The sequence below is a fragment of the Streptomyces sp. NPDC093064 genome (genome assembly GCF_044754605.1).
GTDB lineage: Bacteria > Actinomycetota > Actinomycetes > Streptomycetales > Streptomycetaceae > Streptomyces.
Genome location: NZ_JBIVPK010000013.1, coordinates 94,167 through 109,674, shown reverse-complemented (window position 1 = coordinate 109,674; position 15,508 = coordinate 94,167). Strand labels below are relative to the sequence as shown.

The window sequence follows — 15,508 nt, the reverse complement described above, 5'->3', positions numbered from 1 at the left end:
CAAAGCAGTTGGCAGGGGCGGCTCATACCTGGAACACCCGCATGGCCGCCGGGAAGATCAGGAACACCAGGAAACCCGCGCACAGCAGCAGTTGGGCCACGAGCATCGACTGGGACTTCTCACCCGCGCTGCCCTCGATCTCGGCCAGTTCGCGGTGGCGCATGGTCTCGGCGCGCGAGGCGAGCGACTCGCGCACCTTCGCGCCGTCGTCCGCGACCAGGGCCAGGGAGGCCGAAAGGTCCTTCAGCTCCTCCACACCCAGCTCCTCGCCGAGCTGCCCGAGCGCCTGCCACTGGCTGATGCCGGTGATCCGGGCGTCGGCGAGGGCGTTGCGGATCCGCTGGTTCGCCCAGCCGTCGGACACCTCGGCCGCCGCCATCAGCGCCTCCGGCAGACCCCGGCCGCCGGCCAGGCTCATGGACACCAGGTCCAGATACGCGCCGATGACACGGCGCAGGTCACGGCGCTTGTCGGCCGCGTCCCGCCGGATCTCCAGATCGGGCAGGAAGAAGAACAGCGCAGCGCACAGCAGCGCCAGCCAGACCGGGATGACCGGGCTGCGTCCGAAGCCCAGCGTGTAGACCACGGCGAACAGCAGCGGACCGAAGAACAGCCCCCCGACCGACAGCAGCACCTTCGTCGCCAGGAACCTCTCCCAGCTGCGCTCCAGCACCGCGAGATCGGCGCGCAACGAGCGCTGCTCCCACCCGTGCTGAAGGTAGAACTCGGCGACGCGCGCGCCGACCTGGGCGCGGAACGCGCCGAAGCGGCCCGTCTCCTCCCGGGCCTGGTGCCGCGTCTCGTACGCCGCGCCGCGCGCCCGCATCGCGTCGATCCGCGCGACCTGCGAGACCGCGCTCCGCCGGGACGGCATCAGGGCGCGTACGAGGGCGTAGACGCCGAGGCCGAGGACCGCTCCGACCACGACCGGCATCGTCAGGTTCACCGGCGTACCCCTTCCTCCTGCTGGGCGGGCGTGCGCGGCCGTACGAACTGCACCGCCGCCTCGTCCCGCACCAGGAAGCGTTCGGGCGTCTCGATCGTGGACAGCTTGCGCAGCCACCAGAAGCCGAGCGCGAACAGACCGCAGACGACCGCGAGGACCAACTGGCCGACCGGGGTGCCGTACGGCGACACGAAGTCGCGGTTGAAGACGGACAGTCCGAGCACGAAGGCGACGGAGACGGCGACGACGATCTGCACCGAGCGCCGGGTCGAGGCCCGCTGGGCCATCACGCGCTGGCGCATGTCGACCTCCTCGCGCGCCGACTTGGCCAGGGCGCCGAGGACTTGGCGCAGACCGGGGCCGCGCAGCCGGGCGTTGAGGATGAGCGCGGCGACGATGATGTCGGCGGAGGCGTCGTCGATCTCGTCGGCGAGCAGTTGCAGCGCGTCGGGCAGTGGAGTGCGGGCGCGCAACCGGTCGACCAGGGCGTCCAGATGGGGGCGCAGGATCGGGGCGGCGGCGCGCGCAGAGGCCGGGATAGCCTGCTCCAGGCCGACCGCGCCGGCGATCGTGTCGCGCAGCGACTCCGTCCAGGAGGCCAGGGCCTCCACTCGGCGCATCGCGGCCCGCTCCTCCGCCGCACCGCCGAAGAGGCGGTCCCAGAAGAAGACAAGGACACCGGCCGCGATGCCGGCGACCGCCCACCGGGTGAGCAGCAGGACGGCGAGGCCGACGAGAGCGGCGACGGAGCCGCGCTGCCCGGCGAAGCGGATCAGTTCACTCGCCCGCCGGCTCGCCCGCTGCTTCTCGTGCTCGGGCTTGGCGGGCAGTCCGCGGACGGCGACGACCAGCAGGGCGAGACCGCCGCCGACGGCTACGCCGGAACCAATCGAGTACAGGACGGTGGTGGAGAACAGGCCCCCCATGGAGCCGAGCGGGGCCAGTGCGGCAGACATCATGGTCACCCCCAGGTTCCGTGGGGCTGGTACCCGTGCGCCATGAGGTCCTCCAGGCAGGCTATGGGCGCGTGCGGCACGACCCGGCCGTCGGGCGTCTCGGCGAACACCTCGCTGGACAGCACGCGGCCGTCGACGCCGTTGACCTCGCGGACCGAGGTCACCATGCGCTGAAGCCGACCGCCGGTCTGGAAGTTGTTGCGCCGCTGGATGAAGACGACGAAGTTCACCGCGCCCGCGATCAGCATCTGGCTGGCCTCGATGGGCAGCCGCTCCGTCGCCTGCAGCGCGTAGGTGGAGATGCGGTTGAAGACCTCGCTGGAGCTGTTGGCGTGGATCGTGGACAGCGAGCCGTCGTTGCCCTGGGACATCGCGTTCAGCATGGTCACGATCTCGTCGCCGAGCACCTCACCGACGATGACGCGGGAGGGGTTCATACGGAGGGATCGGCGCACCAGCTCGGCCATGGAAATGGTGCCTTGCCCCTCTGAGTTGGGCAGCCGCTCTTCGAACGCCACCGCGTTGGGGTGCAGTTCGGGGAAGGTGTCGAGGCCGAGTTCCAGCGCCCGCTCGACCGTGATGAGCCGCTCGTGCGGCGGGATCTCGTTGGCGAGGGCGCGCAGCAGCGTCGTCTTTCCGGCGTTCGTCGCACCCGCGATCATGATGTTCTTGCGGGCGCGGACCGCGCAGGCCAGGAAGTGCCCGAGCTCCGGCGCGAGCGTGCCGTTGCCGACCAGGTCGGAGATGAACACCTTGCCCATCCGGGCCCGGCGGATGGACAGCGCGGGCCGGCGGGTCACGTCCATGACGGCCGACAGACGCGAACCGTCCGGCAGCCGCAGGTCGAGCTGCGGGTTGGCGGAGTCGAAGGGGCGGGACGACAGGCCCGAGTAGGCGCCGAGCACCTGGATGAGCTCGATCAGCTCCTCGTCGGTCTCGGCGACCGGCTCGCCCTTGACCTCGCGCCCGTCGGCGTACCCGACGAACACCTGGTCGCAGCCGTTGATGTCGATGTTCTCGACCTGCGGGTCGTCGAGCAGCGGCTGGAGCCGGCCGACGCCGAACAGCGCCGCGTGCACGGCGGCGGCGTACTGCTCCTCGGTCTCGGCGTCCAACGGCGTACGGCCCGCGTTGATCTCGGCGCGGGCGTACTCCTCCAGGATCTGGGCTATGACCGCGCGGGCGTACTGCCGCTCGTCCTCGCTGGACATCGGCGTGACGCCGTTGACCTGGTCGAGGCGGCGCTGCTCGGCGATACGGTCACCGGCGTCCTGCCGGAACCGCTTGACCAGTTGGTGGTCGACAGCGGTCATCGCCCGGCCCCCGCCTGACCGTTCGCCTGGCCCTGGTGGGGCTGATGGGGCTGGTGCTGGTGAGGCTGATGGCTCTGGGGGGCGTGCTGCCCCTGGTACGCCTGCTGAGCTTGGTGCGCTTGCTGACCCTGGGGCGCCTGCTGACCCGGGTTTGCCTGCTGAGCCTGATGGGCTTGCTGCGCCTGTGCGGATACGGCCCAGGCGGCGCCGTACTGCTGGTACAGGTCGGCAGTGACCTTGCGGGCCGAGCGGATCAGCAAGGACTTGTCCAGACGTCCGCGCCTGCGCCCGGCCAACTGGTTGGCGCCCGCCGGGTCGTCGGCGATGGTGCCGACGACGCGGGCACCGGTCTGGGCGTGCACCAGCATGTCGTTGACCTGGCCGGAGACCTTGCCCGCGGTGTTCGGGTCGGCGACCAGGACGACGCCGACCACCGGGGTCGCCAGACTGGCGGCACCGCGAGGGCCACCGTGCAGCTTCGTGGACAGCGCGGCGGCGCGGTCACGGACGCGGGCGATGGCCTCCGGCTCGGTGCGCGAGATCAGCAGGACGAGGGAGGCGTGCGGGAACAGTTCCACGGCGGGGGTGTCCCCGCTGATCCGGCCGCAGTCGGCGATGACGTCGGCGGGCGCGTTCGGGGAGTCGGCGAGCGAGGCGAAGGCGTGGCCCAGGGTGGGCCACAGCCCGGCGAGACCGGCGGCCTGCTCGGCGATGCCGAGCCCGACGAGAACCTCCAGGCCACCGCTCAACGGCTGCACGTGATCCCAGAGTTGGTCGGGCACGAGTCCGCGGCGGGCGGTCGCGGCGATGGACAGCATGCCGACGTTCGGGTTGAGCGGCCCGCCGTGCGCGGCGGCGCTGCGGTAGACGAGGTCGCCGCCGGCCGGGTCCGTCTCGGCGAGCAGCACGCGCCGCGGCCAGACGGCGGCCAGCGCGACGGCGGCGGTGGTGACGCCGGGCGAACCCTTGTCGGCGGCAAGTGCGATGAGGGCCATGGGTGCGCTGCCGCCCTCAGTTGCCGGGAACGACGACGACGGCGACGGAACCCGCGGACGCGGCCTGGGCCACGGCGGCGGCGTCGGACTGGTCGACGAGGAGCGTCAGCGACAGGCTGCCGGTGCTCACGGCGGCGTCGCTGTTGTCACTCCTGGAACTGACGCGCGCCTTGTCGACGATGAGGTTGCCACCGGCGGACGAGCCCGTGGAGCCGCTGCTCCCGCCGGAACCGGAGCTGGAACTGGCGGAGTTGTCGCCGACGCGGTAGACGGCGACGATGTCGCCGCTCTTGATGCCCGACGGGTACTGCCCCTCCTTGAGGGCGACACCGACGGAGGCCTTGCCGGCCGGCAGGCTGCTCTTCGCGCCGAACATCTGCCCCACCACGACCGTGCCCGCGTAGATGGTGGACTTGGCCTTGAGGGTCTTGAGGGCGCCCAGCTGCGACCACTGGACGTAGTCGATGGAGCCGTCGGCGGCCACCATCACCGAGGTCACGTCATCGGAGGTGACGGACTCTCCGGCCTGGATGTCCTTCGTCACCTTGACGACCTCGATCCGGTCCCCGGCCTGGAGCACGAGCATCGTGGCGCCCAGCGCGCCCACCAGGATGAGCAGCACCGCCAGGGCCGCGAGGGCCGGTTTGCGCTCGCGAGGCGCCGTGGGAAGCCGGTCACCGACCGACGGCTGAGCCGGAGCCGCGGAACGTCCCGCGCCCGCCCCCGTACGCTCCTGGATCTTCACGCAACCGCTCCCCGTACACCCAAGATGTCGTATGCCACGTTCTGACAAGCTCTTTGCATAGGCTGCAAACCCGGACACTTCACCAGCGATCCGGGCGCTGTCGCGACTATCCGGCGCGGGGGCGAGTGTCAAGCCATCGCACGGTATCAGCCGCACATAAGCCCCTCAAGGCGAGTCAGGCCCCGGGGGACACAGCCGACTTGCCGTTACCGGTCTGCAACGGCGCTGCAAGACAGCCCGGTTGAGCATAGGCGAATCACCCCCTCCCGTGTGCGCGGCAGCAAATCCCTCACCGCCCCGGTGGTGGGCACCCCTAAGGCCGCCGGCCCCTCGACCATCAGGCGCCCACGACCCCTGCACGAATTACTCACGAAGCCGCAGACCGGTCAGGCCGCGATCTCCCCCATGACGCAAGCACCGCCGCCCCTGACCATCCCCACGTTGGCCGCCGTCACTGTCGGCCTGTTCGAACGGAGATCACGCTCGACAAGCCGACCTGCGCCCCACTGGCGCATGCGATGAACCAACTCCCGCAGGCGGCCTACCCGGAGAGGGGCTCAGTTTGGCGGAAGCAACCGCCGCACCGATACCGTCAAACTCTCCGACTAACTCATTGCCCACGAGGAGTCACAGTGAAGCGTCGCTCTTTGCCCGTTGCTGCTGCGCTGGCCGCAACCGCAGCCCTGTTGACGACGGCTTGCGGTGGCGGAGGCGGCAACTCCAAGGCCAACGACACGATCCGAGGGGCCGACACCCGCGATACGCAAACATCGCCATCGCCGGGCGCCGACGCTTCCGACGACCCTCATCGACCAGACATCACGCTACCCAGCGACGTCAAGGACGACTTCGAGAGCTGGCATACAGGCGATCCGACCAAGGACGCCATCCTCGCCGATGCCGGCCGTGCGCAGACCGCTACCAACTACGCAATCGTCAAGGGGAACCCGGACGAGCCGGCTCTCGCGTTCTACCGGCAGGGGAACGCTCTCGTCAGCGGCGCCAGGTGGGTCAAGTCCTTTGTGGAAGCCGGGATCACCTACACGGGCACTGTGCGGTACTACAACCCCAATGTGGTCATCTACAGCAAGACCTCCGCAGGGGTGACGTTCTGCACGGATGAGTCGAAGGCGTTCAACAAGGACAGGAAGACGCATAAAGTCGACAAGACGCCTGCAGACAACGACTCGTACGTGTACTACAACACCCACCTGAAGAGGAACAAGGACGACGTCTGGCAGACGACGGAGCTCGTTTCCGACAGGGGGAGCGCGAAGTGCACGCCGTGAGGTCGCACCACGGGGCGGCTGCAATCGGCCTCCTAGCCACTGCATGCCTGCTGATCTCGAGCCCCGCCTATGCGACGCGTGGTCCGGGCGGTTCCGACGGCGGCGTGAAAACGTCGGGAACCAGATCGGGGCACTCGCTCGAGTCACACATCACCTATTCCGGCAGCGCCGGTGGGACCAACGGCACTTCGACTGGCAACGTAGCCCCTGTCGGCAATTGGAACCCGCCCGCGTGCTGGTACGAACCCGTTTCGGCCAAGGATTTCCAAAACCACGTCGAGAGCCAGTACGGCGAGGTCGTCAACGACCCAGGTCAGCCCAACTATGCCAAGGCGGCAACGGGCCAGTTCCGGGACATCTACAAGGATGGCAAGTACAAGAACTACAATCTTGACAAGGCCGGCGAAGGCAACTGGTGGGTCGCGATCCAGGACCCCAACCGCCTTGACGACCCAGACGCGTTCACCTGCAGCAAGCTGCCCTTTTGGGTCCAAAACGGCGGCACCCCAGCCGTGCAGAACGCCGTCACGCCGAAGGTTCTGGCGGAGCTCGCCTACAACAGAATCCTGCTCCCCGACATCGAGGTCACCCTCGCACCGCAGGACGTGACCAAGGTCAACCTCCCCACCTGGGCTTGGCTCGACAAGGCCAAGTTCAAAGAGGTATCCGTGACCGCCTCTCTCAACGCCGCCGGCGTCACCATCCAGGCCACGACCACAGCCAAGCCCGTTGCCCTGAAACTCGAACCCGGCACGGCCGATGCGGAAACCTACCCGGCCTCCGGAGAGTGCACGCTCAACGCAGACGATTCGATCGGCGAGCCGTACGCGAGGGGCAAGGCAGGTCAAACACCTCCCTGCGGAATCAAGTACCTCCGGTCCTCCGGCAACGGAACGTACAACCTCAAGGCGACCATCACCTGGAGGATCAACTGGACCGGCACTGGTGGCGCCGGCGGAGAGCTTCCCGATGGCACCTTCGGGGCGACACAAGACGTCACCGTCCAGGAGATTCAGGCCATCAACCGTTGAGCAACTGATGTCTTGTCGAAAATGAGGCTGAGGCGATGACGGGCTGTTCTCGAAGAGACGACTGCAACCCAGGAGCGTCTAACCGGATGTGCAGGCGGCGGCGTGCGAGGGCGCACTGGGCTTCAACCTCACGACCCGGGCGCAACCGTCTCGCGGACCGCTGCCATAGCAGTACGCAGATCTGTTTCATGGGGAGTAGCGCTCTCTAGGGCTCGTTGTGAGTGCAAGTGCTGGTTTTTTTCGTCAAAGGCCAGTGAAGAGAGGGCAATGCGCCCCCAGGGCCGCTTCCGCCATCGCCGGTCCTGCCCCAGGGACAGCACGTCGTTGGTCTGAGAGATTCTTTTAGTCGCGGGGCCGGCTGAAGTGTCTGTACTTGGAAATGGAGTTCGACCGTGACGCGACGCAGCAGGGGGTGGCTGGCAGCCGGAACGGTCGCGGTCGTCCTGCTCACTTCGGGAGGCTGCCTGGGACACAGCGATGACAAGTGGAAGGAGCCGACCAATGGGCAGACCGAGGTACTACTCAACGCCGAGGCGGGGCATACCGGGAGTGCAGGCAGCGCCTGGCTTGGATTCGATGGCGCCCCTGACGGGCTGGCCGCCGGTCCCGACGGGAGGGTTTACGGCCTGAGCGCATCGCTGGTTGTAATCGAAAAGGATCACAAAGCTAAGAGCATTCTCGATGACGAGGTACACGGCGCCGGCGGGCTGATCGTCCAGTCCGAGAACTCATTCGTCGTCGGCAAGGGCGGCCAAGTCTTGCGGATGCAGGCCGACGGAAGGAGTTTCGTCCTCGCTGGCGCGCCGGGCAAATCCAGGAAGCTCGGACAACCGGTTCCGGAAACAGCCGCGGCAAAGGAATACCACTTCAGCGACTACTTGCCGCATCCCTTTGGAACCAGGCCCGACGGCTCCATCCTGTTCTCTGAAGGCGACGTGATCTGGCAGCTCAAGGCAGGGCGCCTGACACGTGCTTACCAGGTGCCGAGAGAGAGGAACGCACCCGGCAAGTCCGGACGTGCCGTCATCGGCGACGGGAGCGCTGTGGATCAGTCAGGCACCGTCTTTGCTCGCATCTCGGCTGACCAAACATCCGAAAAGCTCGGTGAAGTCGTGGCCATTCACCAGGACGGATCCACCGCGAAGCTTTCCTTCCCTCCGCGGATCACAGGAGTGACGGAGGAACCGGCCGCACTCGACGTGACATGGATGACCGGAGATGACGGGAACGGAGTCTACGTCCGGGCTGCGGGCCACTCGGCCGATTATGTTTTTCACATGGCCTCTGGCAAGGCAAAGCTCGTGGCCAAGGCCCCACATCGGACCTCTCACTCCGAGTGCAGGGAAGGGCACTTGGTGGACTCTTTGAAGCTCCCTTGCCCGATGCCGTGGGCGGTGGCCTATTCGCCAGAGGGTCTCATCATGGCAGGCAACGCTCCATTTGTACTGAAAGTCGCAACGAAATAGGAGTGAGACGCGCTCATGGGGATACCACAGGAAGACCGCCTGGATTATATGTGCCGCCAGGACATGAACGCGATCGAAAGTGCGGTCAGTAGCATTCGCACCGCCATGACGAACGTCGAGAACATGATGCCGAAGACCTGGATCGGCAAGAAGGCCGACAACTGGCACGCCGAGCACGACGGCCGCATGAAACGGCTCCGCACACTCTTCGACTCGTTCCCGGCCGAGGAGAACCAACTGGTGGAGAAGGCGCGGCAGAAGCAGACACAGATGGACAGGAAAATGCACGGGCGGGTTGACCTCGAACCTGCGCGACACGCCTGCCGTCGACGGTCTGCAGCCGGGGTGGAGAGGCGACGACGAAGGACAAGAGCCCGGTGCGCGTGGGTAAGGCTTCGCCGGACGGGTTGCACCTACTGCGGGGCGGCGGGTTCCGGCTGCCCGGAGACGGCGGCGTACAGCGCTTCTCGACCGGGCTGTCCCTCACCGTCTCGTACGTCGACACCGCTGCGTGAACTGTCGGCATCGCCCGCGAACCGCACCGCGACCCCAGTCGCGGCGCACAAGGACATCCGGGTCGGCGGCGTATCAGCGGCATCACGATGTACCAAGCATTAGTGCGGGTTGACTCCCACAGAGCCAAGGACCCGCGTTGCCGTTGGGCCCACGTTCCTGGCTTGGCCGACGTTCGACATAGGTACAGCCTGGTGGGCACTCCATCACCGCTGATCTTGGAGGCACGAGTGGCATTCGACAGACGCAAGAGGGCAAAGGCGCCGGAGGAATCACCGGTGGAGCCCACGCCGTGGGCGAGCGTGCGCGAGTTCGTCATCAGCTCCGTCGAGCGCCCCAAGTCGCCCAAGCGATTGCGTTCGGTGTGGGGTAAGCCAGCCGTGCGCGTGCCGACTGGCAGCAGCGACTGCCCTACCCTCGCCCCGTGTGCGTTCCTGGGTTCATCGTCCGTCCCAAATCTTCCATCTCGCCCTGAACTGACGCTTTACGAGGACATCGACGCCGAGTACCTACTGTGTTACGTCGAGGAACCTCAGGAAGTAAAAAGGGAAAAGCACTGTGTCGTGCGCGACTCAGAGCAACAGGCCATCGGGACCCTTCGCCGCATTCCACCGAAGCGCCCTTTCAAACACACCTGGCGAATCGACCAACCCGGCCATCCCACAATCATCGGCCGTAACGAATGGGCCAGTGGAACTACGGGCCAGGCAGTTGCGCGCGTAGCCATCCGTGCCACCTTCGAAGCAGTGGACAGCGCCTTGTTCTACGCGGGGACGGACGGAAGGCCAACCTCCAAGGCCCGGAATCTGGAACGGCTGGCCGGGGACGAGGTCGTCATGACATCAGAGGGTGGCGCAAAGGTAAAGATCCAGGCGGACTGGGTCGACCGCCGGCTGGCGTTCGCCTTCGCTCTGGTTGGAGACAAGTAATCTGCCGTCGAGCTTAATTGCGCTCGATCCGCCAGCGGACCATCATCGGCGCGGGTGGGAACCAGCGCCATCTATGCCGGCGCCAAGGTCGTCGAGCACTGGGACGACATCGGTCACCAGCATGACGCGCTGTCCGGTCTTGAGTCCCTCACCGCAACCGGCGGTTCCGACGCCGAGGGCCTGTGCTTGACCACGAGCCCCACGGTTCTTGCCGCGGGAGCCAAGGCCTTCCCGCTCGAGAGCCAGACACTCCCCCGCTCAACAACGGCGGCGTACAGCGCTACCCACCGGTGTGTCCCTCACGATCGCGTGCGTCGACACGCTGCCGGAGCCACCGGCATCGTTGCGAACTACGCCGCGACCCCAGTAGCGGTATACAAGGACGTCCAGGTCGGCGACACGGTGGAGTTCGCGGGGGTGTGGTTCGAGGTGTCGAACCTCGCCGAGAAGGGCGTGTGATTGAGGAAGGACGAGCAAGTAGGACAGGAAGGTCGCGCCGCCGTCCCTGGTGCACTGCTCGAGCTGTCATGGCGACAGGCCCAGGCTGACTGCAGTGGCCAACGTGCCGTCGCTGAGCCCTCCCAGGCGCGGCCCCACCGGATTCGATGGTCTTCTACAGTCGTGTCGTTCTCTGATGCACAGGTCGCGATAGGAGTCAGGTATGGCGTTCGGCAGGAGCAGGAAAGTCGAAGAGCCGCCCGCGCAGCCCATCGGCTGGGCGGATGCGTGGGAGTTCGTGATCGGGACCGAGGAATGTCCGGCCGCAGGTGGTCAGAAGAACGCCGTCCACGGGCCGCGCGCCTTCCGTGTTCCTAGCGGCGGTGGCATGCGCCGTGTCTTCGCACCGTGCGCGTTCTTCCCGCCAGAGTCCCAGTCGTCAACGTCCACGCCCGGAGACCTCTGCTTGTTCGAGGACCCCGAAGGACAGCAGCTTCTCTGTTACCTCACCGCGCCGGAAGTCAGAAGCGGAGAACGCTACTTCCAGGTCCACGATGGCGACGGACGTGTGATCGGCTCGATTCGTACAGCCACCGCTCTTAAACGGGCCCTGAAGCCGGAGTGGTACATAGAGCAGCCCGGACGGCCCATCATCGCGAGCTGCCACGAGTGGGCGAAGGGCGGCGCCAAGGGAATCGTTCAGCGGGGGGCCGGGAAGTTGCTCACGAACGTCGTCCAGGGTGTGGCCGACCTCGGCGCGGAGGGAGGTGACCATTCCTCGCCAGAGCGACTTCTGGAGTGGCGGGCCAATGATGAGTTGGTGATGACGTCTCAGGGGAGCCGCTCGTTCCTGCTCAGGGCCGGGTGGATCGACCGGCGACTCGTGTTCGCATACGCCTTGGTGCGCAACGGGTGAGCGGTCGTCCTCCGCGCGGGCACCCAGTTGACGATCGTCTGGCGTTCGTCACCATGGTTGACGGGACCGTGCTCGCCCGTGACTTCCACTTGGATCACGACCATCGAGTCCGCCAGAGCGCCGAGCAGGTCGCGGTGCAGAGGGCCAGTTCACCCTCTTCTCCCACCGGACCGATGCGCTGGAGATCGACTAGCGACTCCCACAACTCCTCGGGAGACGTCTCACCGTCCAGCAGGTGGGCGAAGACGGCGATGTGGCGGTCGGCCAGCCGGCAGCGTGCTCGCGAGCGGTCGCACGAGGGCACTGGTGTGGATTCCTCCCCTGAGGCGGCAGCGCTCACATACTTCTTCTTTTCCTACAGATCCTTGGCGTCCTGAGTGCACTGATGCGCCTCGTCCCGCAGCGTCTTCGCAACCGTGCCACACGTCGCATGCCAACTCTTCAGCCTGCCGTGCACGATGTCCGCGTTCGGGCCCGACCAGGTCTTCATCCCCGTGGTGGCGTGCTTCTTGGCGGTGTCGACGCGCGAGTCGATGTGGTCGGCCAGAGACCTCAACTGGCCAGCTCGACGATTCAGTTCCTGAATATCAGGATTTGCCATAGCAGCCTCCCCCGCTGTCTCAGGACTTCTGCATACTGACGCTGCCTCACTCACTCTGATCGGCCCCATGGGCCGGACCATCACCGTTCGTTCACCAGAAGACCCGATCTCCCGCAGTGCTGGACGAGCACCACGGCTGGTGCGGTAGCGTCCACTGTTGCAAACGGACAGTCCGCTTGCTTTTGAACCAACGGGGAGGATCGCTATGGATCGCGGTGCAGATCTCCATCGGCTTCGGGAGCTCTCCAAGCTCTACGCCCGCAAGTCCCACGATCTGCAGGTGCTCATCAAGGAGCTGGACTCGGCGACGGGTAGCAGCGAGAGCTACTGGAAGGGCCCGAAGGCCGACCGGTTCCGTCAGGACTGGCACGACGTCAAGCCGACGTTCTCGAAGTGGGTCGACACCCTCCACGATGCCAGCAAGTCGGCCAACACGAGCGCCGACAACATCGAGCGCGCCACCTGATCCCAGGCGGCCCATTGTTTGTGCCGCATTCTGTCAGTGCACCGGACCCCAGGCCGTCGCGGTCAGGGGCCGGTGCCCTGGTGGTACGTGTACGCGTTCCGGACCGTCAGACGCCCTTCTGGTACAGCCGGGCTTCGGCCGCTGGGACCTTGTCGGGCTCATTACGGATGGCAGCGTCGACAATGGGGAGCAGCTTGCCCACCTCTTCACCCAGCTTCCTATGACGGCCCTCCAGTTCCCGGTGCCAGGCGCGAGCGTTCTTGCCGACCCAGACCTTGTCGCCGCCGATGTCCCGTGTCGGCCCTTGCAGCGCCTTCGTGAAGGACTCGACGTCTCTCGCGAGATCGCGGCGCAACTTCTCCAGGTCCGCTTTTCTGGGGTTTGCGACTTTGGGCTCGGAATCCGTCATTCGTGACACCTTTCAGTCTTCGATGCCTTCAGCACCGTGTGACGTCGTATCGCAAGGAAGATCGCACCAGCCAGCAAAACTGGGGCCAGCACCAGCGACACCAGCATGGGCAGCGTCATGGTCGGCGGATTCTGCACCCACTTCGTGGTCAGTACCCTGCTCGGGTCCCGGGGGTCATAGGTCACAGACGCGGAGGAGCCCGCGACCAAACCAGCAGGGCGCCTTCCTCCCCAGTCGCTGAGCGCGGTCTCCTGCGACCCGCGCTTGGGATCGACGAATCGGATCCTGATATTTCCCGGACCGCCGAACTTGTCCCGCGGCGAGGCCACGATCTCGGCGGCAACGGTCACTCCGCGAGAACGCAGGTCGTCCACGAGCGAGTGCGAGGGAAGCCAGAGCACCAGGAAGATTCCGAAGGCAGCCACGGCCATGAGGAAGATGGCCGCGACAAGCCGTCGCTGCGGCAGTGGCGGCTGCCGTACACCGGCGCGTAGCTTGCGCAACTCGGCCTCAGCAGCCAGCCGTTCGGAGGATTTCGGTGGAGGTGTCCAGGCATCCCTCGACCGCTTCTTTTTTCCCACGAGAACGATTCTCCGTCTCAAAGCCCTAGCCAGCCACCGAGCTTCTTGGCTGCGTGGCCTATCCCCTTGCCGACCTCCGAGGCCGCATGACTGACGGCGTGCACGGCTTTCTTGCCGGTATCGGTGTTCAGGGCGTAGTAGGCAGCGTAACCAAGCCCGGCACCGACCACGATGCCTGCTGCCACGCCCCAGCCGACTGGTCCCCCGCAAGCCGCCACGGCAGCCACGCCGGCCCAGGTACCGGCCATTCCGGCTCCGAGAGAGGCGACGTTCGAAACGACGGCCACATCCGGGTCCGAGTGGTTGACCTCGATGTCGTATGCGATGCCGCCGACCGTCAGCAGTGTGCCCACCAAGGGAACCCGCCCGCCCGCTCTGAACATCTTTCCGAGCCATCCGGCGTTCGCGCCCGCCGGCGCCGCCCTGATGAACGGGATCTTGTCAGCGAACCAGCGGACTCCACCCCCGACCGAGGTCTCCATGAGCCTGGACAGCGAGCCCATACCGTATTTGGAGAAGACACGCTCGGCCTCGCGGGAGGCTGTCTTGGAGGCCTTCGCGTTGAACCTCGTCTCCTTCCTGAACCTTGCACGCTCTGCGGGCGTCATGGCGTTGATTCGTTTCTCATAGGCCGCCTTTGCTGCCTTCGAGAACTCTTCCGCCTCGTCCCAGAACCTGTCCGCCAAGTTGGACTGGACGCCGATGACAGCGGCCATGAGTCCTGCGTGCACTGTCCACGTCGCCTTCGGGTCGCCCAGGTCCGTAACTGCCTTCGTAAGGTGCTTCCAAGCTGTGTCCCACAGGTCGGGGCCGTCACCCTGCATCAGCGCACGGTTGAAGACCGCCCCCGGCTCGTCCTTGGGGATGTCACCGTGGAAGAGATCCAGCACCTTGTTGAATCCGGGCGCCGGGCTGGGGGCGTTCGCCGCTGCCGTGAACGCGGCACCGAAGATCTTGGCGTCCTCCTTTGCCGTCGGCGCATTGGACAGGGCGATGGCCATGGGAAGGTTCTTGACGAGGTTCGGGTCCATCTTGGCGTAGAACGCCGAGGCGAAGTCCGGATCACCCCTGTGTTTCGCCAGTTCCTCAGCGATGTGGTGGAATTTCGGGCCTGCCTCCTCAGGTGACATCCCCGTGAGCCCGTCGGCTTCCTTGGCCAGATCTGCACCCTCCGTCCGTGCCTGTTGTACTGTCCAGACCGGCTCGCGCAGTTGGACCATGGTGGGCTTGGGCCCCATGCCCTTGAATTCCATGGCTTCGGCAAGTGCTTGACGACGACGGAGCATAGGCAGTTCGTCGTCGACCCAGGAAGCGATCCGATCGATCTGAGTCAGGCTGCCAGTATCGAGTCCGAAGGTCCGGAATCGACTGAAGTACGCACTCTTGCCCGAATGAAGGTCCTTACTGCTTGACACGAGGTTGTTGATGGTCTTCAGGAGGTTTGCGGGATTAATTCCCGAGAAGTTCGGATCAACCATCTGTCGGATTTCCCGCACTGCCAGGAAGTCGCGGGTCCATGAGAATTGCTCCGGCGCCCGACCCTTGAAGTGCCGCCTCCAGCTTGTCGGTCGGGAGGGCGACCCACGGCTGTTCCTCGCCCATCGCCTCGACCAAGCGCACCACGGTGGAGAAGGCGAGGGCGACGAGTTGCTCCCCGCCTGACTCCGTCTGCAGTGGAATGAGCATCACATCGACCGCGCCTTCCAGGAGTGGTGCACCGTCTTCGTCCCGCGGCAGATCCTTCATCGTGGGCAACACCAGCACATCTGGAGTTTCTTGGGGTGGCTGCGTCGAATCCATCGGCCCATCGTACGAGTCGTGCGCCGATCGAAGCATGAAGCGCTCTAAGGCTTGGCAACTTCCCCGCAATTCCCGGCCGCCAACGGGCGGCTGGGACGCCACCGGCTCGGATGG

General features: G+C 66.1%; 19 protein-coding genes. 8 read left to right on the top strand and 11 right to left on the bottom strand.

What is annotated here, in order from left to right; all coding sequences use genetic code 11:
* Positions 1 to 22 precede the first annotated feature (22 nt).
* From ACIQFZ_RS18150 to ACIQFZ_RS18130, 5 genes are read right to left on the bottom strand one after another with little or no spacing between them, the layout of a single operon-like run.
* Positions 23 to 946: a type II secretion system F family protein gene (locus ACIQFZ_RS18150; protein WP_365416586.1), complete on the bottom strand. Its 924-nt coding sequence runs from the start codon at positions 944 to 946 to the stop codon at positions 23 to 25.
* On the bottom strand, positions 943 to 1,872 hold the full coding sequence (locus tag ACIQFZ_RS18145; RefSeq protein WP_376402253.1) for a type II secretion system F family protein: 930 nt from the start codon (positions 1,870 to 1,872) through the stop codon (positions 943 to 945). Before ACIQFZ_RS18145 ends, ACIQFZ_RS18150 begins: the two co-directional genes overlap by 4 nt.
* Positions 1,873 to 1,907: 35 nt before the next feature.
* Complete coding sequence (locus tag ACIQFZ_RS18140; protein ID WP_365416584.1) at positions 1,908 to 3,215, bottom strand: ATPase, T2SS/T4P/T4SS family; 1,308 nt, start codon at positions 3,213 to 3,215, stop codon at positions 1,908 to 1,910.
* Positions 3,212 to 4,210, bottom strand: coding sequence for a hypothetical protein (locus ACIQFZ_RS18135; protein ID WP_402691660.1), 999 nt, complete (start codon positions 4,208 to 4,210; stop codon positions 3,212 to 3,214). The genes ACIQFZ_RS18140 and ACIQFZ_RS18135 overlap by 4 nt, the downstream gene beginning before the upstream one ends.
* A 16-nt stretch (positions 4,211 to 4,226) precedes the next feature.
* On the bottom strand, positions 4,227 to 4,955 hold the full coding sequence (locus ACIQFZ_RS18130) for an SAF domain-containing protein (protein ID WP_402691659.1): 729 nt from the start codon (positions 4,953 to 4,955) through the stop codon (positions 4,227 to 4,229).
* Positions 4,956 to 5,587: 632 nt separating this feature from the next.
* On the opposite strand from ACIQFZ_RS18130, the gene ACIQFZ_RS18125 reads away from it, so the two are divergent.
* From ACIQFZ_RS18125 to ACIQFZ_RS18095, 7 genes are all read left to right on the top strand, one after another.
* A complete protein-coding gene (locus ACIQFZ_RS18125) occupies positions 5,588 to 6,244 on the top strand; it encodes a hypothetical protein (RefSeq protein ID WP_402691658.1) in 657 nt (218 codons plus the stop codon).
* Positions 6,232 to 7,275: a hypothetical protein gene (locus ACIQFZ_RS18120; RefSeq protein ID WP_402691657.1), complete on the top strand. Its 1,044-nt coding sequence runs from the start codon at positions 6,232 to 6,234 to the stop codon at positions 7,273 to 7,275. Before ACIQFZ_RS18125 ends, ACIQFZ_RS18120 begins: the two co-directional genes overlap by 13 nt.
* 392 nt (positions 7,276 to 7,667) lie before the next feature.
* Entirely contained in the window at positions 7,668 to 8,741 is a 1,074-nt protein-coding gene (locus ACIQFZ_RS18115; protein ID WP_402691656.1) for a hypothetical protein, read from the top strand.
* A gap of 15 nt (positions 8,742 to 8,756) precedes the next feature.
* On the top strand, positions 8,757 to 9,359 hold the full coding sequence (locus tag ACIQFZ_RS18110; RefSeq protein WP_402691655.1) for a hypothetical protein: 603 nt from the start codon (positions 8,757 to 8,759) through the stop codon (positions 9,357 to 9,359).
* A 125-nt stretch (positions 9,360 to 9,484) separates the two neighbouring features.
* The gene (locus tag ACIQFZ_RS18105) at positions 9,485 to 10,183 is read left to right on the top strand and encodes a hypothetical protein (protein WP_402691654.1); all 699 of its coding nucleotides are present in this window, start codon (positions 9,485 to 9,487) and stop codon (positions 10,181 to 10,183) included.
* 54 nt (positions 10,184 to 10,237) lie between these two features.
* Complete coding sequence (locus ACIQFZ_RS18100; RefSeq protein WP_402691653.1) at positions 10,238 to 10,642, top strand: hypothetical protein; 405 nt, start codon at positions 10,238 to 10,240, stop codon at positions 10,640 to 10,642.
* A gap of 202 nt (positions 10,643 to 10,844) precedes the next feature.
* On the top strand, positions 10,845 to 11,537 hold the full coding sequence (locus ACIQFZ_RS18095; protein WP_402691652.1) for a hypothetical protein: 693 nt from the start codon (positions 10,845 to 10,847) through the stop codon (positions 11,535 to 11,537).
* Between the two features lie 94 nt (positions 11,538 to 11,631).
* On the opposite strand, the gene ACIQFZ_RS18090 is transcribed toward ACIQFZ_RS18095, so the two are convergent.
* Both ACIQFZ_RS18090 and ACIQFZ_RS18085 read right to left on the bottom strand, forming a co-directional pair.
* Positions 11,632 to 11,841, bottom strand: coding sequence for a hypothetical protein (locus ACIQFZ_RS18090; protein WP_402691651.1), 210 nt, complete (start codon positions 11,839 to 11,841; stop codon positions 11,632 to 11,634).
* Positions 11,842 to 11,892: 51 nt separating this feature from the next.
* Positions 11,893 to 12,138, bottom strand: a complete 246-nt coding sequence (locus tag ACIQFZ_RS18085; protein ID WP_402691650.1) for a hypothetical protein — start codon at positions 12,136 to 12,138, stop codon at positions 11,893 to 11,895.
* A 205-nt stretch (positions 12,139 to 12,343) separates the two neighbouring features.
* Here ACIQFZ_RS18085 and ACIQFZ_RS18080 point away from each other — a divergent pair, with 205 nt between their 5' ends.
* Complete coding sequence (locus ACIQFZ_RS18080; protein ID WP_141359484.1) at positions 12,344 to 12,604, top strand: WXG100 family type VII secretion target; 261 nt, start codon at positions 12,344 to 12,346, stop codon at positions 12,602 to 12,604.
* Between the two features lie 106 nt (positions 12,605 to 12,710).
* Here the strand turns inward: ACIQFZ_RS18080 and ACIQFZ_RS18075 are convergent, their stop codons facing one another.
* The 4 genes from ACIQFZ_RS18075 to ACIQFZ_RS18060 are packed head-to-tail and all read right to left on the bottom strand — an operon-like array spanning position 12,711 to position 15,394.
* Complete coding sequence (locus ACIQFZ_RS18075; RefSeq protein WP_376547721.1) at positions 12,711 to 13,013, bottom strand: hypothetical protein; 303 nt, start codon at positions 13,011 to 13,013, stop codon at positions 12,711 to 12,713.
* Entirely contained in the window at positions 13,010 to 13,594 is a 585-nt protein-coding gene (locus ACIQFZ_RS18070; protein WP_402691649.1) for a DUF3592 domain-containing protein, read from the bottom strand. Before ACIQFZ_RS18070 ends, ACIQFZ_RS18075 begins: the two co-directional genes overlap by 4 nt.
* Before the next feature lie 17 nt (positions 13,595 to 13,611).
* Positions 13,612 to 15,072, bottom strand: a complete 1,461-nt coding sequence (locus ACIQFZ_RS18065; RefSeq protein ID WP_402691648.1) for a hypothetical protein — start codon at positions 15,070 to 15,072, stop codon at positions 13,612 to 13,614.
* Positions 15,065 to 15,394, bottom strand: a complete 330-nt coding sequence (locus tag ACIQFZ_RS18060) for an SAV_915 family protein (RefSeq protein WP_402691647.1) — start codon at positions 15,392 to 15,394, stop codon at positions 15,065 to 15,067. The genes ACIQFZ_RS18065 and ACIQFZ_RS18060 overlap by 8 nt, the downstream gene beginning before the upstream one ends.
* Positions 15,395 to 15,508 lie beyond the last annotated feature (114 nt).